The following is a 23,093-nucleotide window of genomic DNA, read 5'->3' as shown; positions in this document are numbered from 1 at the left end:
TGGAGTTATTCTGGAAATTTTTCTGACATAAAGTGTTGGTAAGACATTTTTAAGGACAAAAAAATGGGAGACATTGCTGTCTCCCTAAGTAATTCCAAGATTGGAGGGGGGTAGTATGAAATCGGTATCAGGCTGCTTACTTTTTGATTGCTGACTTCAGGTCGTCGTATGCAATCGCAGAGCCTAGCAGGCCAGAGATAACCAGGATGGAATAGGTGATAACCATTTTGATGCTCCTCTGTGCCAGTAATTAACTTTGATAGTGGAATTATGGTGCTCCATTCATCATAATTGAAATGTATTGTTTTTATTTTAATGATAACTGGTAGTTATTTATGGATCCGGTCACTCTCTCTCGTGTTGATCTCAATTTGCTGGTCTCCCTGCAGATATTGCTGGAAGAGCGCAATGTAACTCGTGCTGCCGAGCGTTTGTTTATCACTCAGCCTGCTATGAGCAAGACATTGCAGCGGCTGCGCGACCTGTATCGCGACCAGTTGCTAGTGCGTAGTGGTCGTGGATTGGTATTGACGCCCAAGGCTCAGGAGCTGCAAAGGCATCTGCCGGATGTACTGGCCAGCATTGCCGAGCTGGTGCGCAATAAAGAGTTCAGCCCCATGCGCTTTAACGGAACTATCCGAATGGCTATGCCTGAATTCCTGGCGGTACTGATTGTGCCGAGGCTGGTGCGGTTGATGATGCTGGAGGCGCCTAACCTGACCATTGCCGTGACCAGTGAGCTGACCTCCTATGTGCAAGAGTTGGAAGAGGGAACGGTGGATTTTGCTATTGAGCGCGAGGAAGAGCTGCCGGGCGATTTTAATAGTACGCAACTCGGTGGATTCACCCTGGCTTGCTGGATGCGCCGTGGTCACCCTTTGGCTGATGAAGAGCTGACCATTGAAAAAATGCTCCGTTATAAGTGGGTGCACTACTACATGCTTAATACGGAGAGCATATCCTCCAGGTCGGCAACCCTGTTTGATCAGTGGATGGGGCGTCAGGGCTATACGCGAGAGAAAGTGCTGGTAACTACTCAGTTGATGACAGCACTGGATACCCTTTTCAATACTGACTGTCTGATGATTGGCAGCCTTCAGGATCTTGATGTTCAGAGTGAGTTTTATGAAATCGTTCGTAAGCCGCTGCCAGAAAGCTTGCAGGTAGAGCCATTTTTCCCGTTGAGTATTGTGGAGCACCACCGCACTGCGACATCACCAGTACACCGCTGGCTTGTTAATAAGATTGTGCAGGTTGTGGAAGAGATGAGGGAAGAGCTAGGTGAGGAAGATCAGCAGGTATTAACTTTTTAGATCTCTTGCCTTCCGAATGTTAGATTCGATAGCTGGTTGTGGTCATTGCGGCAGAGATTGCTGTCATCAGCGATTTCACTGCGCGTGGGAATGCCAGACCGCCTGCAGACAGCGCGGTGTGGGAGTGGCGGGCTTCATCTTCCAGCATCAGTTCCACAACAGCGCGACTTTTCTCGTCCTGTTCAGGCAGTTGTTGCAGGTGGCTTTCCAGGTGTTTGCAGACCTGATCTTCGGTGGCGGCGACAAAGCCGAGGCTGAGTCGGTCGCTGATCAGTCCGGCACCGGCGCCAATACCAAATGACAGTGAGTACCAAAGCGGGTTGAGCACGCTGGTGTGGCTGCCCAGTTGGTGTATGCGTTGTTCACACCAGGCAAGGTGGTCTATCTCTTCGTCAGCGGCCAGCTCCATTTCCCGGCGAACCTCGGGCAGTTTGGCGGTCAGCGCCTGGCCGCGATACAGCGCCTGGGCACATACCTCACCGGAGTGATTCACTCGCATCAGTCCCGCCGCATGGCGCATTTCCTGATCTGACATTTCGTTGCTTTGGCACTCTTCCGCTGGCGACGGGCGCTGTGGTTGCGGCGCGCGAGCGGCGATAGTGCGAAGGCCGTGATCGAATTCGATCAGTACTTTGTCAAAAAAACTGAGCTTGCGAGTGGTCATGTTGTTCTGTGATTGATTGAGCGAAGGGGTATTGTAGCCAAAAAAGCTTGTTACTGAATGATCTTTATCAATAGGGGCTTGGTGCTGGATCTGGATTGAGTATGACTGCTATGACACGCCCCTCTCTGTTTTAGAAGAGTCCCATCCATGGGGGCTCGAGGCCGGCATCCTTGCTGGCTTCGGTCACGCCCAGTCATACCCAATCCAGATTTTTGAGTTTGGGTGGGTAATTCCGGGCTTACTTCATAACGGCAGCGAGTTCTGCCACCGCTTTCGAATAATCGGCGGCTTCTGTAATGGCCGTTACAACTGCGATGCTGCCAACGCCAGTTGCCGCTACTTCTGTGGCGCGGTCAATGTTAATTCCACCGATTGCTACTACCGGGGTATTGCCTGTCAGCTTCAGGTAGCGCTTGAGCTTGGTCAGTCCTTGTGGGCGAGACGGCATTGATTTAGTGGTGGTTGGGTAGATGGCGCCACAGGCCACATAACTGGGTTTCACTGCCAGCGCGCGCAGCATTTCGAAGTAGCCATGGCTGCTCAGCCCCAGTTTCAACCCCGACGACTGGATGGCGTGCAAGTCGGCGCGTTCCATATCTTCCTGGCCGAGGTGAACTCCGTAAGCATTCAATTCTATGGCCAGTTGCCAGTAATCATTAATAAACAGCCTGGCCTGATATTGGTTTCCCAGTTCGATGGCGCGAGCCACGTCTTGGCGCAGTTGGTCATCGGGCAGGTTTTTGACACGTAATTGCAGAGTTTTGACGCCCAGCTTTAACAGCCGCTCAAGCCACTCGCAACTGTCTACCACGGGATAGAGCCCAAGTTGTTGAGTTTCACACTGTGCAAATCCTTGTTGCGGGTAACTGGTGTCACTTTGCCAGCTCATCTCGTTGGCGAGCGAGGTTCCAGGCAAAACCACGCTGGGGAAATGATCGGGAGATTCGGGCCAAGGTCCGTGCGCCACGGGGCCGGGGCCGGCACCGATTGGGCTTGCTTCGGCTATACCGCGATAAACGTAGGCGTTGGCAATGATTGCTGCGTCTTCCAGCGAGTAGTCCAGCGCCAGTGCGGAGGCAATAGCGCTGGCGTAACTGCAGCCGCTGCCGTGGCTATGAGGGCTGTTGTGCCGCGGTTGGGCGAGCACCATTTCGGTGGCGTCGCTTTCAAACTGGTCACTGCGCAGGTAGTCGATGCAGTGGCCGGGTACTAATTTACTGTGACCGCCCTTGATGATTACCGAGGTCACACCCATTGCCCGAATTCGGTCGGCGGCCAGTCGCAAGCTGGAATGGTCGATAATATCGATACCAGTCAGTTGAGTGGCTTCCAGAGCGTTGGGGGTCAATACGTCGAGCTGGGCAAACAAGTATTCTTTTATGGCGCTGTCGATGGCCGAGCAGGTCAGCGCCGAACCGGTGCTGGCGGACATGACAGGGTCATAGACCACTTTCAGATCAGGGTTTTGCTGGCGAAGTTGTTCCAGGTGGCTGGCCAGAAGCTTTACCTGCTCTGGGTTGGTCAGCATGCCGATCTTGATCACTGCTGGAGGCAGGTCGTTGGCGAGGCTATCTATTTGTGCGCAGAGTGATTCAAGGGAAACTGGCTCAATATGGCCAATGCCGACGCTGTTTTGCGCGGTCAATGCTGTAATCACCGAGCACCCCTGAACGCCGAGCATTTGAAAACAGTGCAGGTCGGCTTGAATACCGGCGCCGCCACCGGAGTCGGAGCCGGCGATGGTCCAGACGATGGGTTTTTTAGACATTATCAGCCCCCCTGAATTGGCTGAACGACATCGATTTGGTCGCCGTCATTAAGTACCACTTCCGGGTAACCAGGCTTGGGGACGAATTCGGTATTAACCGCCACAACAAAAGGTTCGCTGGCGCCGTATTGGCTCAGCGCTTCGAGTAAACCGGTGTCGGGTTCAAATTGATGGGGTTCGCCGTTGATGGAGATTTTCATCGCTAGTCCTGAGTTTTGTATGTTGATCAGTTGTGGTGCCAGAACGGCTGGCCGACCACCGGGGAGCTTGGTGCGGCAATGTCTCGCGCGGGCATGGCGCCAGCCTTGTAGGCACTGCGCCCGGCAGTCACTGCCTGACCAAAGGCTTCCGCCATCCGCACCGGATCCTGGGCCAGGGCGACGGCGCTGTTGAGCAGCACGCCATCGAAACCCAGCTCCATTGCTTGTGCGGCGTGAGAGGGCAGGCCAATGCCGGCATCGACAATCAGGGTGGTATCAGGCAGGCGTTGGCGCAGGGTTTTCAGGGCAAACGGGTTGATCAAGCCCTGCCCGGTGCCAATTGGCGCGCCCCAGGGCATCAAAATGTTACAGCCCAGCTCCACCAGTTTTTGGCACAGCACCAGGTCGTCGGTGCAGTAAGGAAACACTTCAAAGCCCTGATTGATGAGTTCGCGGGTCGCGTCGAGCAGGGCAAACGGATCGGGTTGCAGGTTGTAGTCGTCGCCGATCACTTCCAGCTTGATCCAGTTGGTATCAAACAGTTCGCGGGCCATCAGTGCGGTGGTGATCGCTTCCTTGGCGCTGTGACAGCCGGCAGTATTGGGAAGAATGTGCAGGCCCAGCTCCTTGATCTGCTGCCAGAAATCATTGCCGCCACCCTGCAGGGGATTTTGGCGGCGCAGAGATACGGTGACGACTTCACTGCCAGACTGGCGAATGGCGTCGCACATAATTGCCGGCGACGGGTAGAGCGCGCTGCCGATCAGCAGGCGGCTGTTGAGTTGTCGATTGCCTAGTTGCCACATGGCTCAGCTCTCAGTTGAAGTGGGTTGCAGTATTGGTGCGGTGTCGGACAGCGGGAACACCAATCCGTCGTGCTGATTCGCAGGATTGTCGATCAGCTCCAGTACCGTTTGGGTTAGCGCCGGGCTGATCAGGTAGCCGTGCCGGAACAAGCCGTTAACACGAATCAGGCCATCACCTCGCTCAATGCGTGGCAGGTTATCTGGCAGTGCTGGCCGACAATGAACGGCGGACTTCACCACTCGCCCCTCAGCAAACCCCGGGTGAACACTGTAGGCGGCAGAAAGCAGTTCCAATGAGGAGCGCACCGAGATCTCGCTGTAGTCCTCGCTCTCGATTTGGGTGGCACCGATCAGGTAGAGGTTGCCTTTGCGCGGCACCACGTAAAGCCGGTAGCGCGGGTGCATTAACCGCACCAGGCGGGTGATGTTTACATCGGGCGCATCAATCCACAGCAATTCGCCGCGTACACCGCGCAGCGGCAGACTCTCTTTGGCGCCCAGGCCGCGGCAGTCGATGGCCAGGTCGAAAACGTGATGATGATCCTTCATTCGCCCTTTGGTGGTAATGCGGCCAGGAGTAACAGACACCACATCAGTGTTGGCGTGCCAGTCAACTCCACCATTTAGCAGCCTGTCTGCCAGGGCCTGCATAGTGCAGTGGCTGCACAGCCAGCTTTCGTTCGGCAGGTAACTGGCGTGGCCAAAGCGGTCTGCCAGCTCTGGTTCGAGCTCCGCCAGTTCGGAGCGATCCAGCAATGGGAACTGCTCTTCACTCAGTGCCATGCGGCTTCTGACTGCGTTGTTAAAACGCTGGTAGTCGCCGCGATCCTGAGCGTGTGCCACGACCAGGGTGCCGTGATTGTGAAAGTGCACGTTGCTGCCGAGCTGATCGATCAGTCCTGGCCACAACTGCAGCGAGCGCTGGCCCAGCTCAATAACCAACGGCTCGGCGGTTTCGCCCTCGCTGAAAGGGGTAAGCATACCGGCGGCGGTAAAGCTGCAGGTTGCCTTGCCATCGATAGGTTCGCGATCAAACAAGGTGACGCGGTGACCGCGCTCCAGCAGTTGCCAGGCCATTAATCGGCCGATAATGCCAGCGCCGGCGATTCCGATGTTCATAGTTGATTCCAATTTCGTCCTTGTCATCCTGAGTCGCGAAGCGGCGAAAGATCTCTTGGGGAAATCGTGTGAGATCTTTCGCTGCGCTCAAGATGACAGTGTCGGGTTACTTGGCCTTGCTGTAGAGTTCCGAGCCGGAGGCGCGGAATTCCGCTGACTTCTGCTTCATACCTTCCAGCGGATCCTCCAGCATACGCACCACCTGTTCCCCTTCTGGCAATTCGTCAAAACCGTTGGCGGCGGCGTAGTCGCGCACCTCCTGGGTGATTTTCATGGAGCAGAATTTGGGGCCGCACATGGAGCAGAAGTGCGCCACCTTGCCGCTCTCCTTGGGTAGGGTTTCGTCGTGGTATTCGCGGGCGCGATCCGGGTCGAGACCGAGGTTGAACTGGTCGTGCCAGCGGAACTCAAAGCGCGCTTTGGACAGGGCATTGTCGCGAACCTGCGCACCGGGGTGACCCTTGGCGAGGTCGGCGGCGTGGGCGGCGATCTTATAAGTGATCAAGCCTTCCTTCACATCTTCCTTGTTGGGCAGGCCCAGGTGCTCTTTTGGGGTGACGTAGCAGAGCATGGCGCAACCAAACCAGCCGATCATGGCCGCGCCAATGCCGGAGGTGATGTGGTCGTAGCCGGGTGCGATGTCGGTGGTCAGCGGGCCGAGGGTGTAGAACGGCGCTTCGTGACAGGCCTCCAGTTGCTTGTCCATGTTTTCCTTGATCAGCTGCATCGGCACGTGGCCGGGACCTTCGATCATCACCTGTACGTCGTATTCCCAGGCAATTTTGGTCAGCTCGCCCAGGGTCATCAGCTCGCCGAACTGGGCTTCGTCGTTGGCATCTGCCACCGCGCCCGGGCGCAGGCCATCACCGAGTGACAGTGACACATCGTAGGCGGCGCAGATTTCACAGATTTCGCGGAAGTGGGTATAGAGGAAATTCTCTTCGTGGTGGGCCAGGCACCACTTGGCCATGATCGAGCCGCCGCGCGACACGATGCCAGTCACCCGCTTGGCTGTGAGCGGCACAAAGCGCAGCAGTACGCCGGCGTGAATAGTGAAGTAATCGACGCCCTGCTCGCACTGCTCAATCAGGGTGTCGCGAAATACTTCCCAGGTGAGGTCTTCGGCGATGCCGTTAACCTTTTCCAATGCCTGGTAAATCGGCACTGTGCCAATTGGTACCGGTGAGTTGCGGACAATCCACTCGCGGGTTTCGTGAATGTTGTCGCCGGTGGACAGGTCCATCACTGTGTCGCCACCCCAACGGGTCGACCAGACCAGTTTTTCCACCTCTTCCTCAATGGAGGAAGTCACTGCCGAGTTGCCGATGTTGGCGTTGATCTTCACCAGAAAGTTACGACCGATAATCATCGGCTCGGATTCGGGGTGGTTGATATTCGCAGGAATAATGGCGCGCCCGGCGGCAACTTCATCGCGCACAAATTCCGGAGTGATGCGCTTGGGGGTGCGGGCGCCAAAGTTGTGGCCTGGGTGCTGGAAGTGCAGATCAGTGCGCTCACTGGTCACTTCCAGCTGGTCCAACTTCATGTTTTCGCGAATTGCGATGTACTCCATTTCCGGCGTGACAATGCCTTTACGGGCGTAGTGCAATTGGGTGACGCACTTGCCGTTTTGAGCGCGGCGCGGTTGTGGCAGGTGATCAAAGCGCAGGTGGTCCAGGCTGCTATCGGCCTGGCGCTCGCGAGCAAAGCCGGAGGACATTTCACAGAGTTGTTCTGTGTCATCGCGCTCAACAATCCACTGCTCGCGCAGTTTTGGCAAGCCGCTGTGAACATCAATCTGGGCGTCTGGGTCGGTGTAGGCGCCGGAGGTGTCGTAAACATAGATATCCGGATTGGGTTGATACACCGGCTGCTCGGCAGTGCCTCCCACCAGGCTGTTGCTCTGGCTGATGGCACGCATCGGCACACGAATGTCTTCGCGGCTGCCGGTCACGTACACCTTGCGGGAGTTGGGCAGCGGGCGGGTTTTCAGGTTTTCGATAAATTCGCGGGCGCTGGCTTGCGCTTCACTGCGGTTTTTTTTGGTGGTCATGGCGATGTCTCCCGGTAGGCAGTAAGAGACAGGCACAGTCAATCGACTCGCGATGGGCGCGAGGCAAGGGGCGTTTATTGTGGAATAACAGCGTGAAGTTCATCACTTGTTCCCTACGCAGGTACTGGCCTGATCAGGTTCGACGGATCCCGTATACGGTCTCAGCTCGCCATCCCCGCAGGGAAATTTGAGCACTCCGACAAGTTCAATGGCAGCGAGTCTATTGGTTCTCGGCGCCGGGCGCAATAGAATCACTGCCATAACGATAAGAGGAGTTAGTTATGCAGGACGCTCATGACCTGAGCCTGGTGATCGACGCCCATGTGCCGATTGTGGTACTGGAAAGCCACGACGAGCAGCAGGCACTGGGGCTGTTGCAAAGAGTGGCCAGACGTCAGCAAATACCCCTGTTCAGCTGGACAGTTACCGACGGGCTGCGCAATGGCAGTTTTGGTTTGTCCATTGAGCAGAGCGGTCGTTACGCCGAGCCGGAGGCGTTGCTGGAATATTTGAAGTCCACATCCGAACCCGGGATTTACTGTCTGTGTGATTTTCACCCCTGGCTGACCGACCAGCCTAAGCTGGTGCGGCTGCTGAAAGACTTTGCCCTCAAGCATCAGCACACCAACACGGCGGTGATTCTGCTCAGCTACTCCTGGCACTTGCCGCCGGAACTATCGCGGCTGTCGGCGCGCTTTAGCATGAGCCTGCCCAGCGATGAGCAGATCATGACACTGGTGCGGGAAGAGGCGAAAAACTGGTCGCGCCGCAACGATGGCCGCAAGGTTAAAACCGATAACGATACCCTGCAAAAACTGGTTTCCAATCTGCGTGGTTTGACTCACGCCGAAGTGCGTCGACTGGTACGCGGTGCCATTGTCGATGACGGTGCTATCAACGACTCCGACCTGCCGGAGGTCAACCGCGCTAAATTCCAGCTTATGGATATGGAAGGGGTGCTCAGTTTTGAATTTGGCACCGAGCGATTCAGCAGTGTTGCCGGTATGGCGGCGCTGAAATCCTGGCTCGAAAAACGCTCTACCGCATTTGCCGAAGAGAGTGCCAAGGATCGTCCCAAAGGCATTTTACTTACCGGTGTGCAGGGCGGCGGCAAAAGCCTTGCGGCTAAGGCGGTGGCAGGCGTGTGGGGTGTGCCGCTGTTGCGCCTCGATATGGCGGCCCTCTACAACAAATACCACGGCGAGACCGAGCGCAATCTGCGCGAATCGCTGGCGTTGGCGGATCGTATGTCGCCCTGTGTGTTGTGGATCGATGAAATTGAAAAAGGCCTCGGTACCGACAGCAGCGATGGTGGCTTGTCACAACGAGTTTTGGGCACGCTGTTGACCTGGATGGCGGAGCGGGAAAAGCCGGTGTTTATGGTGGCTACCGCCAATGACATCTCCAAACTGCCGCCGGAGTTGGTGCGCAAGGGGCGCTTTGATGAACTGTTCTTTGTCGACCTGCCGGATTCGGAAGTGCGCCTGGAAATATTCTCCATACATCTGGGCAAGCGCGAACTGGATGTGCAGAAATTTCAACTCGGCCCGTTGGTGGAGGCGAGCGAGGGTTACTCCGGTGCGGAAATCGAGCAGGCCATTGTCGCGTCGATTTACACTGCCAAGGCCAGTGGAAAAGAGGTAGACACAGAGATAATTCTGCAGGAGCTGTACAGCACCGCGCCGCTGTCACAGGTGATGGCGGAACGCATTGCGGCACTGAGGGCCTGGGCCACGGAGAGAGGGGTGGTGTCGGTGAATTAATCGACTTCATGACCACGCAGATATTGTGAACTGTGGTGGCCTCCTAATCGCACGTTGAAGAATTTGGGTGATTTTGGGGTGTCTTTGTTTTTTGTTTCCACCTGATGCCTTTTTTACCTCGTCTGGGAATGGATCGGGCAGGTGTGTGTACGACTGGAGCAATGATGGCTACTCAGCCATTTCTCTCAATATTGAGAGTGAACAGAAGGCATGATTGAGTGGATGAGCCAATAATTTCTAGGTTGATTTTATGAAATGTAGACTCGCTGTTTTTTTTGTTGTTTCGATGATGATGACTGGTTGTGCTTTGGTGGAGAGGCAAGAATCGACTTTAAAGGCGCGTATTTACAAGGGAGCTCCTGGGTTTGAATATTACCTCGGTTATCATCGCTTAGTTGAGGAAGTTAGGCGTAGGGGGATAAGTGAATGGGAGGTTGTTGTACTTTTGATGGAAAAGGAGTTGGGTCGTCAGGGGGTATGTCCAAATGGATATAAGGTTATTAATACGTTACGAACAGAAAATGTTGATTACTTGGTTTATGGTGAGTGTATTTAAGATTGCATTCTCAACTTAATGAAGTGGGCATAAGTGCAATGTAAGGGCAATGGTGTCAGGTTTTTGCATTTGACACACTTTCGATTTTATATTTTTAGCTAAGTTTTCTTTCTAGGGATGAATCAATGGTTAGGCAATCTCCGTATTGAATTTATTGGCGCACTGTACCGCACCACATTCCGGGGTAATACTCGAGACAATAATTACCAAGTTGACGCTGGTCGAAAGTCAAATCATGAATTGCCGCGAGAGTGCCTGTCAATTAGTCATCTTCTGTGTCAGATTTTCGATAAATATTGACATGAATGCCGTGACGCTTGATCAGCTTGTGAAAATCCGAGCGATTGCGCCCGGCAATTTCTGCGGCCAGGGAAACCTGGCCGTCGGTGGCGGTGAGCAGCTGAACAATGTACTCCCTCTCAAATTGTTGTTTGGCATTTTTGAGGGTGTCGATCTGAATGCCGCGGTGGCCGGGCAGCGCGTGCTCGGCCTGCACCGCGGAAATCACTGGTGTGGTGGAGAGCGCAAATACCCGCTCCATAATATTTTCCAGCTCGCGAATATTGCCCGGCCAGTGGTAGCTGATCAAAAGCGCTACCGCCTCCGGCGACAGGGTTTTGGCGGGTTTGTTGGTACGTTCGGCAATCGCGGTTAAAAAGTGGTTGGCCAACAGCGGAATATCTTCCGGGCGCTCGCGCAGTGCCGGCAATTTCAAATTAACCACATTTAATCGATAGTAAAGGTCGCTGCGAAACTCGCCGCTATCAATGGCGGCCTCAAGGTCAAAGTGAGTTGCCGACAAAACCCGCACATCAATTTTCCGGTCGCTGCTGCCGCCCACCGGGCGCACGGTTTTTTCCTGCAGCACCCGTAACAGTTTTACCTGCAGGGACAGCGGCATATCGCCAATTTCATCCAGCAAAATGGTGCCGCCGTTAGCAGTAACAAAAAGACCCTCACGGTTTTGGCTGGCACCGGTAAAAGCGCCTTTTACGTGACCAAACAGCTCGGACTCCAATAGATCGTGGGGGATGGCACTGCAGTTGATGGCAATAAACGGCTGGTCGGAGCGAGAGCTCTGCTGGTGGATGGTGGTGGCCAGTAGCTCTTTACCGGTACCGCTTTCGCCGTTAATCAAAATATTGACGTCGCTTTCGGAAAACAGTTTTGCCTGCTCCAGCAGGCTGTACATTTTTGCGCTGCGGGTCAGGATCGGCAGTGCAGCTTCCGGTTGTTGAGGTTGTTGCGGGCTGATGCTGAGAGCATTTTCCAGTGTGCTGAGAAGCTCTTCCTTGTCCACCGGTTTGGTGAGAAATGCAAACAATCCTTTTTGAGTGGCAGTGACCGCCTCGCGAATGGTGCCGTGGGCGGTGAGCATAATAACTGGCACAGTAGGCCAGCGCTCGTGCAGGCGGTCAAAAAGGGCGAGGCCGTCCATCTCTTCCATGCGCAGGTCGGTGACTACTGCATCGATATTTTCCCGGCCCATGGTCTGCAGGGCATCGACACCGGAGGAAGCGGTGATTAATTCGTAGCCCGCAGCCCCAAGTCGCAATGACAGCAATTGCAACATACTGGGATCATCGTCCACCAGCAGTACTTTGGGTTTACTGTTCATCCTTTTCCTCCGAATCGTGCTTCTCATTTTCGGTTGGTTTGTCCAGTTGGCCCATGTCCGATTCGATTTGTTGAATACCGCGAATGGTTTTTTCCAGCTCCTGTTTCACTGCCTGATAATTATCAAAGAGGTGGTTGTAGGTGCGCGATTGGGCGGCTATCAGTCCCAGAAAAGCCCGTTCGGCTTCCGTTAAATCGCCACTGGCGTGCAATTGAATCAGTGCGTTGCTCAAAACACCCGGAGTCTTGTCGGGTTCACAGGTAGCCAGTAACAGTCGCTCAAACAGTTGGTCGCGGTTGGCGTTGTTCTGGTGCTGGCGAATTAGCTCCGAGCGCTGAATTTCAGGAAGTGCGCAGAGTAGCTCGCGGCTCATCAGCAGGTCGACAATGCGCTGATTGTCGATAGTCGATTGTGTGGGTTCAGCCTCTTTCACAGTAAATGGAAAGTACTGGCAACCACTCAGGAGCAGTGTAGCCAGCGAGAAAATCGCTAACCTGGCAATGAAATGATTACGAATTTTGGGCTGTTGCATGCTGTGAATTCTCACTGTCAGTGTCGAGTTGCCGGGAGTCTCGAGGAAAAGTCATGGTGAAAGTGGTGCCTTCGCCCGATGTGGACGAGACAAAAATGCGTGCGTTGAGGTTTTCGATACAGGCTTTGACAATAGCGAGGCCAATACCGCTGCGCGGAATGCTGTCTCGACGTCCAGCGGAGCCTTTGTAAAACGGCTTGAAAATCAGAGGCAACTCATTGCTGTCGATGCCGGGTCCATTATCGCTGACGGTCAATTGCCAGCTGGTGTGATCCATTTGCCAGTGCACGGAAATTTCGCCGCTGTCACCAATGTAGTGGTAGGCGTTGCTGAGTAAGTTGCTGAGAATCATCTCCATCGCCAAAGCATCGCATTGCACCAGGCGGGGTTGGCCTTCGATGTCCCAGGTCACTTTTTTGCTGCCAGTGGCGGTGAGGTTTTGGCAGATTCGCTGACAGAGCTCGGCAATATCCAGAGGTTGGTAATTGGGAATCAATCCGTGGGAAACCGAGTTGTAGTTGAGCAGTTGCTGAATCAACGCCTGCAGATTGCGAGCGCTGTGCAGTTGAATTTCCAAAACCGGTTTTTGCCCTTTGTGGAGCGGGGCTATGGTCTCGTCATGCAGCAGATTCCCCGCCTCGATAATGGCCGCGAGTGGAGTTTTCAGTTCGTGGGTGACGTGCTGGATAAAGGCGCGCTTTTGCATATCGGCTGCACAAATCTGTTGTCTCATCCACTCAAGATTTTTACCTAGTGCCTGTAAATCTGCTGGCCCAACAATAGCGATGGGGGTGTCCCATTTCTGCAGACCAAGCTGGTTGATGGCGCGATTCAGGCGGCGAATCGGCCGCGATGCCATAAGGGTGCTAAGCACAACAAGCAGTAAAGCAATCGGCAATGTGAGGGTACATATCAGTAGAAGACGGTCCGCAACCTGTGAAAAGTGTTCTTCGCCTGTTTTGACCGAGGTGCGCACATAGTCGTCCAGTCCGCTGGCCAGTTGATTGCTCTGAAGGCGCATCTGGCTTATCAGTCTGGCGACGGCTTGATCTTGCTGGGGGACTTGGGAGAGCTGCTCTTCCAGGGAATTGGCGTTCTCGATCAGAGTGGGTACTAGCTCTTTGATCTGTTCGGTGGGTGCCGGGGACTGCTTAGTGGCAGTGGTTGTCAGTGTTTCCAGCAGTCGCTGGCTGTTATAGGCGATGCCATTCTGTTTTTGGCGATACAGCTCAAGAAAACTCTCCTCACCCAGCAACAGGAACTGCCGTGCCAGACGCACCATATCGGTCACCTCTTCAGAGATTTCCGCTTCCAGGGTGTTGAGGTTATCCAGAGTTTCCATCAACGCGCGTTGGTCAATAGTTTGCTGACGAAGCGCATAGGCGGCATAGGACAGTGCCCCCAGCAGTGGCAGCACGGATAGCGATGTGGCGACGATCCAGAGCTGGGTAAGAGTGAAGCGTTTCAGCAGGGCATTCAGCATGATGTTTTCACGAGAGTAGATGCCAACTGAGGTTAGGACATTTTTACGTGCAAAACTGTGTTGCACTTTTGAAACACGCTAACTTATTGAAATTATTTGAATTTTATTTTTCAGGTTTAAATGTGTTGCTTTTCTGCAACATATGGATTTTGTGGTGAGATACAGTTTTAGGTTTAACGTATTGATTTTGTTGGGAATTTCATTTTTGGCACAGTGTTTGCTCTATTGGATATGAGTTTCGACTTATCACAAAATCTATTTAATAAATGAAATTTAGGAGTTAAAGATGAAATCACTGATCGCAGCCCTGTCCGTATTTGCCCTGTCTGCCACCGTTAGCGCTGGTGAAACCAAAGAAAATGCTCACGACATGGTATTCAAGGCATTGGACAAAGACCAGAACGGCACTGTGGAAATGCAAGAAGCCACTGACAAAGGCCTGACTGAAGAAGTATTCAAAAAGCTGGACGTGGATTCTGACGGCAAACTGACTGCTGAAGAATTTGCCAAGCTGGCCAAAGAAGATGCCAACGGCCTGTTGGGTTAATCATCTTTTAGGTAATTGATTTCCTGAGCGAATCTTAAGTGATTCGCTCAGGAACCCCTTTAAGGTGGGCTACTTTTGTTTCCCGCGCCAGGAGGGCGCGGGATCAACTGGCAAACTACCCCCCATTAGTTTTGAGTAGTCCGCCTTTTTTATTTCCCTGGTATATCTCGTTTGTTTCGTTCTCTGATTCTTCTGGACGAAAATAGGTGACTAGGCCTTGGGGAATAAATAAGGCATAAAAAAAGCGGGCTCATACTGAGTCCGCTTTTTTGATTTTCAGTTTTTACTTGAATTAGCCTTGTTGCTCCCGAGCAATCGCTCTGTAGGCGATGTCGGTGCGGTACTCAACACCATTCCAATTAATCTGTTTAACCAGCTCGTAAGCCTTGGCCTGGGCCTCTGAAACACTGTTTCCGAGAGCAGTGGCACAGAGTACGCGGCCGCCGCTGGTGACCACATCATCACCGTTCATTGCCGTACCGGCGTGAAAGACTTTGGCGTCTTCAGAATAGGTAGTCGGCAGGCCGGAGATAGCATCACCTTTGGTGTAGCTGCCAGGGTAACCTCCTGCGGCCAGGACAACACCTACGGCGGCGCGCTGATCCCAGTCGGTGGTCTTTTCATTCAGCTTGCCATCTATTGCGGCCTGGCAAAGATCTACCAGATCGGATTGAAGGCGCATCATGATCGGCTGGGTTTCGGGATCACCAAAACGGCAGTTGTATTCGATTACTTTTGGTTGGCCTTCCGGGTTAATCATCAGGCCGGCGTAGAGGAAACCGGTGTAAGAGTTGCCTTCGGCTGCCATGCCGCGAACGGTGGGCATGATGACCTGTTCCATAACGCGGGCATCGATTTCCGGGGTAACTACCGGTGCGGGTGAATAGGCACCCATGCCGCCGGTGTTTGGTCCCTGGTCGCCATCGTAGGCGCGTTTGTGGTCCTGGCTGGTGGCCATCGGCAAAACGTGCTCACCATCTACCAGTACGATAAAGCTGGCTTCTTCGCCTTCCAGGAATTCCTCAATTACCACTCGGCAGCCGGCGTCGCCAAAAGCGTTGCCGGAGAGCATATCGCGTACAGCTTCTTCAGCCTGCTCCATGGTCTCTGCAACGATAACGCCTTTGCCGGCAGCGAGGCCGTCGGCTTTCACTACAATGGGGGCGCCCATTTTGTGCAGATAGGCGATGGCCTCGTCGACATCGGTAAAGTTGCCATAACCGGCGGTGGGAATATTGTGGCGAGCCAAAAAGTCTTTGGTGAAAGCCTTGGAGCCTTCAAGCTGTGCTGCACCCTTGCTTGGGCCAAAGCAGCGCAGGCCCTGGCCGCTAAAGAAGTCGACAATACCCTCAACCAGAGGTGCTTCCGGGCCGACGATTGTCAGCTCGACAGCATTGTCCTTGGCAAACTGTGCCAGCGCGGAAAAGTTCATCACGTCGATAGCGACATTTTCCAGCTTGGCTTCCAGCGCGGTGCCGGCGTTACCTGGGGCAACAAAAACGGTTTCTACGTCTGCTGATTGTGCGGCTTTCCACGCCAGGGCGTGTTCACGGCCACCGCTGCCGATAACAAGTACGTTCATTGAGCTCACTAGAAGTTGATAGGCTGAAAAAGAGGGCGAATTGTACCTGTTTGGGCCAGTGGTCTCTAGCGGGGTTGCGACAGGATGTGTTGATCACTCAGGATTTCCAAAGAGGAGGACCTCATATGAGGTCCTCCTTGGAGGGGCGCCGTTAGAATCGGGCGCTCATTTTCAGGTAGTAAGATGCGCCGTTAAACCCGTAGGGGAGAGCCCGCAAAGGGTATTGGGCGGCGTTGTTGGTGATGATATCCAGCACTTCGTTGGCAGCCAGTTCGTCCGGTGTTTTGTCGAACAGGTTGTTTGCGCCAAAAGAAAGCGTGACTTTTTCGGTGACATCGTAAGAGAGGTTGAGGTCGACGAGTACGGCGGATTCAACCACGCTTGTTGGTTGGGTCTCCGGGATGGGGATGTGGTTTTGGCCAAAGTAGTCGACTTCGGTTTCACCGAAGTAGTTGAACCGAACCAATGCGCTCAGCTTGTCACGAGACCAGTCAAAAGTCAGTGTGCTGCGCTCCTGGGGCTGTCCGTTAGTCAGGAAAGACTCGGACAATGGGCTGAACGCGACATTGGGATCGATGCCAACAGGTGCATTGATTTTATCCACGGTGGTTTCGTTGATATTGCCCGCAAAGGTGATGTTCAGGTTGCCTTCGGCAAACTCGGTGTTGTGGGTGATGATCAAGTCCACTCCTTCAGTGGTGGTGTCCACGGCGTTGGAGAAGAAGTTGGCCTGCGCCACTCCGGTTGCTTCCAGTGCAGCCAATGCTGCCGGGTTGAACGCCAGGTCATCGGCTGACAGGAATCCGCCAAGAGTGATGCGATCCTGAATCTCAACCTTATAGGCATCGAGAGTTACCGTGATGCTGTCGAGTGGGCTCCAAACCATACCGAAGCTGGCACTCTCAGAAGTCTCGAGCTTCAGGTTGGTCACCCCAAGCGCAGAAGGCAGTTCGGAGCCAGATGATGCGGTAAAAGACTGGGCCAGGCTGCCGTCGGAGCCGATGTTGGTGGTAAAGGCGGTGTAAGCACTTTGCTGCAAAGAGGGAGCGCGGAATCCGGTCGACAGGGCGCCGCGAAGGGCGAAGGTCTCGCTAAAGTCATAACGCGAAGACAGTTTTCCGGATAACTCATTACCAGCTTCTTCGTAATCCTCGAAACGCAGGGCGGCACCGGCCAGCCATTTGTCGGTGAAATTTTTCTCGAGGTCCAGATAGAGAGCATAGCTGCTTCGGTCAGCGCTGGTGGCCGCCTCTGGGCGCAGGCCTGGGTAAGCCTGGAAGCCACAGTCGGCAGGGGTTGTACCATCGATCACAGAAGGGAATACGCCGCTGTCGCTGCTTCCGCATGAGTAGGACGCCAGGTCGCCGGAAATAATTTTGTAGGACTCTTCACGAAGCTCAGCACCATAGGATACATACAGTAGCTCATCTGACCCGGTGTCGATGTGGCCGGAGAAGTCCAGGTTGAAGGTGAGCTGGTCAAATTCAAATCCGCCTGAAAACCCGGAAGTGGGTCCGGCGTTGGCGGCGATTTCAGCATCGCTGGCGCCCGGGTTATTGAACAGGTACTCGGCGGCAATAGAGCTGTTGATGGTGTTGCGTGAGGTAAAGGCGTACTCGTTCTGGCCGTAGGTCAATGATGTATCCATGCGCCAGTCGTTGCTGAGATCGGTGCGAAAACCCACCGCAATAGAGCTGTCGTCGGCCTCGTTGTCGATGTTGGGCAAAAAGCCGTCTGGATAAACCTGGGGAACATTGCGCTCGACGCGATTGAAGTCGCGATAGAATCCTGAGCCCAGGGCGGTGCGGTTGGAGAGTCCGCCGAATGAGTAGAGCTCGCCGCCAGCCAGTGGCAGCATGGCGTTGTAGAAAACGGTGGTAAATTCGGTATCGGCATCTCCCATGTGCCAGCGCACATCGTCGGAAAGCTCTCCAGGGGCGATGGTGGAGGAGCCGCCGATGTCTCGCTGGGCGCGATTGGTGCGATCGCCGTCGCGATATTCAAATGTCAAATTGATAAAGCCGCCATCATCGCCCAGTTCGAAACCGGAGTTGATGCCCAGTGACAGCGTGTCGCCATCACCCTCTTTGGTCTGGCCCCACTGTAAGTAGGAGGTGGTCTCGTCGACGGTCTCTTTCAGATTCAGGTTAATCACCCCTGCGATGGCGTCGGAACCATACTGTGCTGCTGCGCCGTCGCGCAGGACCTCAACACCACGAAGGGCTGACAGCGGGATGGCGTTCATATCGGTGCCGGCGGCACCTTCACCAACCGTTCCGGAAAGTGCAAAAATGGCCTGGGTGTGGCGGCGCTTGCCATTGACCAGTACCAGGGTCTGGTCGGGTTGCAGGCCACGCAGAGTGGCTGGGCGGAACAGGTCAGAGCCGTCGGAAACCTGGGTTCGGGAAAAGTTGAAAGAGGGTGCGGAAACCTGAAGTGACTGGCCCAGTTCGGTAAAGCCGTTCTTGGTGAGTTCGGATTCGTTGATTACATCTACCGGCACTGCCGATTCGGTGGCGGTGCGGCCGGCTACTCGTGTACCGATGGAGAGAACTTCTTCAATGATCTCTTCGGAGGCGTGGGCAGGAATAGTTGTTAATGTTGCTGAACTGGTAAGTGCAAAGATGGTTGCTGCGAGTGGATGTTTGTAGAACTTGGAATTTACTTTCATCTATTACCCCTAACTATTTGACTCATTTTATGGTGTATTTATGGAATTTCATTCCCTGCAATTGGTTTTATTATGATTTTGTTGGAATAAAATTAACTTTACATATAAAGATTTTGTCGAGGGTGGTCAATGCCTGGGTTTGCTGGCAAGGTATGTCAAGGTGTCAAAAATTCTTTACGGGATTTTATCGAAAGGGTTAGAAGCAGTAGGGTTCGACAGCGTCAGGGCGTGTTCGCGGCTACCTCTTTCGGTGACCAGCAGATTCATGGAATGAGATGTCGTTGGTGACATGAAGGAATCCTGGGGGTGAACTGTATCTTTTGGTGTCGAAGGCCTATAGGTTTGATCGGTGTTGAAAAATAGCAACAGGGGTTTGTAGATATGAAAAAGCCGGACTTCAATCCGGCTTTTTGGTCGATTTGATCTTATTTATTGAAGTTCAGCCGCAGGCTTACCTGGAAAGACTTGGTTTTCATCTCAAATCCGCTGCCATCAAGGTCTGAGTAGTCATAGCTGCCTCTCAGGCTCATGCCATTGTCAAAGTTGAATTGGGCATATGGTTCAAAGCCCACTCCGGATAGAACGTTGATGTCGGTGTAATCGATTTCGATGCCGTACTCAAAAATGCCGTCGGTTTTTGAGCGGTAACCAAAGCCGGCGTTATAGCCTTCTTCATTGCTGAAGATGTCGGTTTTTACATACTCGGCACGTACATAAGCAGCAGCCTTGTCGTCTCTTGCCATCACATAGCCCAGGCCGAAACGGCTTTCAGTCATGTCATCGGACTGGTCGGCGTAATTGGCGGTGAAGTACATGTTGCTGCCAATCATCTTGCTGAAGTCTAAAGCAAAACCATCAGTATCCATATCAGCTGAGCCGAGGCCATCGACTTTGATGTCATATTCGGTATCTACGTATCCAATATCGAGATAATCAAAGTTAATACCTTCGGCCATGGTGTTGGCGCACAGTCCAAAGGCGGCAGCGGCGATAGTTGTAGTGAGTAGTTTTTTCATCTGAATCCATCCTTTAATTTATTAGTATATTTGCCTTAACTACTGGCTCATGAATCATAAATGACAGATTTATGACAAACAAGAGACGGATGTTTCCTTAAAGGGTTGGTGGAGAGGGGGCGCAAGTAAATAATTCTAAGAGGCTTGGCAAAAAATCCGCAAACCCAAGCTTTAGATCGGGGCTTTTACTTTCCGGGTGTTTGCTATTGTGCTGAGGTAGAGCCCCGCACAATTAAAAAAGCCGAACAAAAGTTCGGCTTTTCAAGAAATCACAAAATCTACTGAGGCAGTAGATTTTGTGCCCTGGTAAGGCGCGTTCGTTGTGAGACAAATCTGCGATTTGGGCGCCGCAGGCGGTCCGTAGGACCGAGCATCGCGAGTCAACCGGAGCCTACTGTAGTAGGTGAGCATCGCAGCAATAAACAGCAACGCGGTATCCGTGCAAAAGATTCATCCTCAGTGGCGGAAGTGACGCATTCCGGTGAATACCATAGCCATGCCATGCTCATCCGCCGCAGCAATCACTTCGTCATCGCGCATTGAACCTCCCGGCTGAATCACCGCACTGATGCCAACCTTGGCAGCATTGTCGATGCCATCGCGGAACGGGAAGAAAGCGTCAGAGGCCATGACCGCGCCCTTTACTTCCAGGCCGGCGTGCTCGGCCTTGATGGCGGCGATGCGGGCGGAGTTAACGCGGCTCATCTGACCAGCGCCGACACCAACGGTCTGGCCGTTTTTGCCATAGATGATGGCGTTGGATTTAACCATTTTGGCGACTTTCCAGGCGAACAGCAGGTCGTTCATTTCGTCTTCGGTAGGTACCTTTTTGGTAACCACTTTCAGGTCTTCTTTGTTGACCATGCCGTTGTCTTTTTCCTGAATCAGCAGGCCGCCGTTTACGCGCTTGTAGTCATAGCTAACCGGGCGCTCGCTGCCCCATTCGCCACAGGCCAGCAGGCGAACGTTCTTTTTGGCAGCAACCACTTCCACTGCAGCATCGGCCACAGACGGAGCAATGATTACTTCCACAAACTGCTTCTCAACGATGACTGCAGCGGTTTCGGCATCCAGTTCGCGGTTGAAGGCGATAATGCCACCAAACGCAGACTCGGGATCGGTGGCAAAGGCCAGCTCGTAGGCAGTCTGGATGTCGGTAGCAACAGCAACGCCACAAGGATTGGCGTGCTTGACGATTACACAAGCTGGCTCTTCAAACAGCTTGACGGTTTCCAGTGCAGCGTCGGTGTCGGCCACGTTGTTGAATGACAGCTCTTTGCCCTGCAGCTGGGTGGCGGTGGAAACGGAGGCTTCCGCCGGCTCGGCTTCTTTGTAGAACGCCGCTTTTTGGTGTGGGTTCTCGCCGTAACGCATTTCCTGCGCCTTAATGTACTGGGCGTTGTAAGTGTTCGGGAAGTCGCGCTTCTCGATTGACCCGCTTTCAAGAGGACTGCGAGCGCCAAAGTGGTTGGCGATCATGCCGTCGTACATGGCAGTGTGCTCGAACGCTTTAACCATCAGGTCGTAGCGGGTTTCGTAGCTCAGCGCGCCGTTGTTTGCGGTCATCTCTGCCAGTACTGAGTCGTAGTCGCTGGCGTTAACCACAATTGCTACGTCTTTGTGGTTTTTGGCGGCAGAACGAACCATGGTCGGGCCGCCGATATCGATGTTTTCGATAGCGGTTGGCAGGTCGCAGTTGGGGTCAGCAACGGTCGCTTTAAACGGATAGAGGTTGACCACGACCATGTCGATGGCCTGAATGCCGTGCTCGGCCATTACCGCATCGTCTTTGCCGCGACGACCAAGGATGCCACCATGTACTTTCGGGTGCAGGGTTTTTACGCGACCGTCCATCATCTCCGGGAAGCCGGTGTAGTCGGACACTTCGATAGCAGCTACGCCATTTTCAGTCAGCAGGCGGAAAGTGCCGCCAGTGGAGAGAATTTCTACCCCTTGTGCGCTCAGCGCCTGGGCAAATTCTACAATTCCGGTTTTGTCGGATACGCTGATAAGGGCGCGCTTCACGGTGGTCAGTTGGTCGGTCATCGTGTTGTGGTCCTGGGTTTGGGTCGGTATGGCTGGAAAATCAATAAACGGGTTAATTACAGCAGGTTGTACTGCTTGAGCTTCTTGCGCAGGGTGCCGCGATTCAGGCCGAGGATCTCTGCGGTTTTGCTCTGGTTGTTGCGGGTATAGGCCATGGTGAGTTCCAGCAGTGGCTGTTCCACTTCGCTGATTACCAACTCATAGAGGTCGGTGGTCATCTGGCCGTCGAGACACTCAAAAAAATGCTTCAGTGCGTGCTCGGTGCACTGGCGCAGTGAGTCGTGCTCGTGAACTTCTTCAATTTGTGCTTCCGTTTCGTTATCGACTTCAATCGTAAAGGTATCCGGTGTCATGCTACTTGTTCCTGAAGCTGTGCCAAATCGGCAAAGAGTTGTTCTAAAAAAGTCACTTGTTGTTGCTGGCTCTCAAGGCCATTGAATCGCGCTTTTAACTGGCGGGTAACAGTGCTGTCATCCCCCTTCAGAGTTTCCAGGTACCAGCCGATATGTTTTCGCGCGATGCGCACCCCGAGGTAGTCACCATAGTGCTGGTGCAAACCGTCGAGGTGTTGGTGCAGCAGCTGGTGCACTTCGTCCAGCTGCGGCTCCGCTAATTCGTTTCCGGTCGCGAGGTAGTGATTAATCTCGCGAAAAATCCAGGGTCGCCCCTGTGCGCTGCGGCCTATCATCACTGCAGCGGCGCCGGTGTGATCGAGCACTCGGCGCGCTTTTTTCGGGCTGTCGATGTCGCCGTTGGCAAACACCGGAATCTCCACAGCGTCCACAATGGTGGCGATGGTGTCGTACTCGGCAGTGCCCATAAAACGGCAGGCGCGAGTGCGACCGTGTACGGCGAGGGCGGCGATGCCGGCATCCTGCGCCAGTTTGGCAATGGTTACACCATTGCGCTGCTCCGGATTGCTGCCGGTGCGAATCTTCAGGGTCACCGGTACGTCGACGGCGCTTACCACGGCTTGAAGAATTTCGGCCACCAGCGGTTCATCCGCCAACAGTGCTGAACCGGCGGCGCGTTTGCACACCTTTTTGGCCGGACAACCCATATTGATATCGATAATCTGTGCGCCCAGCTCCACATTGGCGCGTGCCGCTTCCGCCATCATCTGCGGGTCGGCGCCGGCAATCTGCACCGAGCGTGGTGCCGGTTCGTCGCGGTGAATCAAACGCTGTTGTGACTTGCGGCTGTGCCACAACGAGGTGTCACTGGTGACCATTTCCGATACCACCAAACCCGCGCCCATCTGCCGACACAATTGCCGAAACGGCAAGTCGGTCACCCCGGCCATGGGAGCCAGGATGGTGGGGTGTTTTATGGTAAAAGGTCCGATCTGAAACACTG

Annotated in this window: 19 protein-coding genes and 1 riboswitch; of the genes, 4 read left to right on the top strand and 15 right to left on the bottom strand. The window is 53.9% G+C overall.

Features of this window, described 5'->3' with window-relative positions; genetic code table 11:
- Positions 1-335 precede the first annotated feature (335 nt).
- Positions 336-1,313 (top strand): LysR family transcriptional regulator, encoded by a 978-nt coding sequence (locus QP938_12445; protein ID WIO74097.1) that lies wholly within the window; start codon positions 336-338, stop codon positions 1,311-1,313.
- A gap of 19 nt (positions 1,314-1,332) precedes the next feature.
- Here the strand turns inward: QP938_12445 and coq7 are convergent, their stop codons facing one another.
- From coq7 to thiC, 6 genes are all read right to left on the bottom strand, one after another.
- A complete protein-coding gene (coq7, locus tag QP938_12440) occupies positions 1,333-1,977 on the bottom strand; it encodes a 2-polyprenyl-3-methyl-6-methoxy-1,4-benzoquinone monooxygenase (GenBank protein ID WIO74096.1) in 645 nt (214 codons plus the stop codon).
- 238 nt (positions 1,978-2,215) lie between these two features.
- Positions 2,216-3,745: a thiamine phosphate synthase gene (thiE, locus tag QP938_12435; GenBank protein ID WIO74095.1), complete on the bottom strand. Its 1,530-nt coding sequence runs from the start codon at positions 3,743-3,745 to the stop codon at positions 2,216-2,218.
- Between the two features lie 2 nt (positions 3,746-3,747).
- A complete protein-coding gene (gene thiS / locus QP938_12430) occupies positions 3,748-3,945 on the bottom strand; it encodes a sulfur carrier protein ThiS (GenBank protein WIO74094.1) in 198 nt (65 codons plus the stop codon).
- Between the two features lie 26 nt (positions 3,946-3,971).
- Positions 3,972-4,751, bottom strand: coding sequence for a thiazole synthase (locus tag QP938_12425; GenBank protein WIO74093.1), 780 nt, complete (start codon positions 4,749-4,751; stop codon positions 3,972-3,974).
- A gap of 3 nt (positions 4,752-4,754) precedes the next feature.
- Positions 4,755-5,870: a glycine oxidase ThiO gene (thiO, locus tag QP938_12420; protein WIO74092.1), complete on the bottom strand. Its 1,116-nt coding sequence runs from the start codon at positions 5,868-5,870 to the stop codon at positions 4,755-4,757.
- A 106-nt stretch (positions 5,871-5,976) separates the two neighbouring features.
- Positions 5,977-7,923 carry a phosphomethylpyrimidine synthase ThiC gene (gene thiC / locus QP938_12415; GenBank protein WIO74091.1) on the bottom strand — a complete coding sequence of 649 codons (1,947 nt, stop codon included), beginning with the start codon at positions 7,921-7,923 and terminating at the stop codon, positions 5,977-5,979.
- Between the two features lie 93 nt (positions 7,924-8,016).
- A riboswitch (TPP riboswitch) is annotated at positions 8,017-8,132 on the bottom strand.
- A gap of 72 nt (positions 8,133-8,204) precedes the next feature.
- On the opposite strand from thiC, the gene QP938_12410 reads away from it, so the two are divergent.
- Both QP938_12410 and QP938_12405 read left to right on the top strand, forming a co-directional pair.
- A complete protein-coding gene (locus QP938_12410) occupies positions 8,205-9,686 on the top strand; it encodes an AAA family ATPase (protein WIO74090.1) in 1,482 nt (493 codons plus the stop codon).
- Positions 9,687-9,936: 250 nt separating this feature from the next.
- Positions 9,937-10,242: a hypothetical protein gene (locus QP938_12405; protein WIO74089.1), complete on the top strand. Its 306-nt coding sequence runs from the start codon at positions 9,937-9,939 to the stop codon at positions 10,240-10,242.
- A gap of 262 nt (positions 10,243-10,504) precedes the next feature.
- Here QP938_12405 and QP938_12400 read toward each other — a convergent pair whose 3' ends face one another.
- The 3 genes from QP938_12400 to QP938_12390 are packed head-to-tail and all read right to left on the bottom strand — an operon-like array spanning position 10,505 to position 13,941.
- Positions 10,505-11,860: a sigma-54 dependent transcriptional regulator gene (locus tag QP938_12400; protein WIO74088.1), complete on the bottom strand. Its 1,356-nt coding sequence runs from the start codon at positions 11,858-11,860 to the stop codon at positions 10,505-10,507.
- Positions 11,850-12,392 (bottom strand): hypothetical protein, encoded by a 543-nt coding sequence (locus QP938_12395; protein WIO74087.1) that lies wholly within the window; start codon positions 12,390-12,392, stop codon positions 11,850-11,852. Before QP938_12395 ends, QP938_12400 begins: the two co-directional genes overlap by 11 nt.
- Complete coding sequence (locus QP938_12390) at positions 12,370-13,941, bottom strand: ATP-binding protein (GenBank protein ID WIO74086.1); 1,572 nt, start codon at positions 13,939-13,941, stop codon at positions 12,370-12,372. Before QP938_12390 ends, QP938_12395 begins: the two co-directional genes overlap by 23 nt.
- Positions 13,942-14,161: 220 nt before the next feature.
- On the opposite strand from QP938_12390, the gene QP938_12385 reads away from it, so the two are divergent.
- Positions 14,162-14,422: an EF-hand domain-containing protein gene (locus QP938_12385; GenBank protein WIO74085.1), complete on the top strand. Its 261-nt coding sequence runs from the start codon at positions 14,162-14,164 to the stop codon at positions 14,420-14,422.
- Positions 14,423-14,714: 292 nt separating this feature from the next.
- Here QP938_12385 and purD read toward each other — a convergent pair whose 3' ends face one another.
- The 6 genes from purD to dusB all read right to left on the bottom strand — a co-directional run bounded on the left by purD (position 14,715) and on the right by dusB (position 23,040).
- The gene (purD, locus tag QP938_12380) at positions 14,715-16,004 is read right to left on the bottom strand and encodes a phosphoribosylamine--glycine ligase (protein ID WIO74084.1); all 1,290 of its coding nucleotides are present in this window, start codon (positions 16,002-16,004) and stop codon (positions 14,715-14,717) included.
- 151 nt (positions 16,005-16,155) lie between these two features.
- Positions 16,156-18,675, bottom strand: coding sequence for a TonB-dependent receptor (locus tag QP938_12375; protein WIO74083.1), 2,520 nt, complete (start codon positions 18,673-18,675; stop codon positions 16,156-16,158).
- Between the two features lie 425 nt (positions 18,676-19,100).
- Positions 19,101-19,691 carry a hypothetical protein gene (locus tag QP938_12370; protein ID WIO74082.1) on the bottom strand — a complete coding sequence of 197 codons (591 nt, stop codon included), beginning with the start codon at positions 19,689-19,691 and terminating at the stop codon, positions 19,101-19,103.
- A 456-nt stretch (positions 19,692-20,147) separates the two neighbouring features.
- A complete protein-coding gene (gene purH, locus QP938_12365; protein WIO74081.1) occupies positions 20,148-21,737 on the bottom strand; it encodes a bifunctional phosphoribosylaminoimidazolecarboxamide formyltransferase/IMP cyclohydrolase in 1,590 nt (529 codons plus the stop codon).
- Between the two features lie 56 nt (positions 21,738-21,793).
- Positions 21,794-22,090, bottom strand: coding sequence for a DNA-binding transcriptional regulator Fis (gene fis / locus QP938_12360; protein WIO74080.1), 297 nt, complete (start codon positions 22,088-22,090; stop codon positions 21,794-21,796).
- Entirely contained in the window at positions 22,087-23,040 is a 954-nt protein-coding gene (dusB, locus tag QP938_12355) for a tRNA dihydrouridine synthase DusB (GenBank protein WIO75664.1), read from the bottom strand. The genes fis and dusB overlap by 4 nt, the downstream gene beginning before the upstream one ends.
- Positions 23,041-23,093: the final 53 nt, after the last annotated feature.

The organism is Porticoccaceae bacterium LTM1, from assembly GCA_030252795.1.
Classification (GTDB): domain Bacteria; phylum Pseudomonadota; class Gammaproteobacteria; order Pseudomonadales; family Porticoccaceae; genus SCSIO-12696.
Note: the sequence above shows the minus strand (reverse complement) of the source record. Positions and strands in the feature narration are given on the sequence as shown.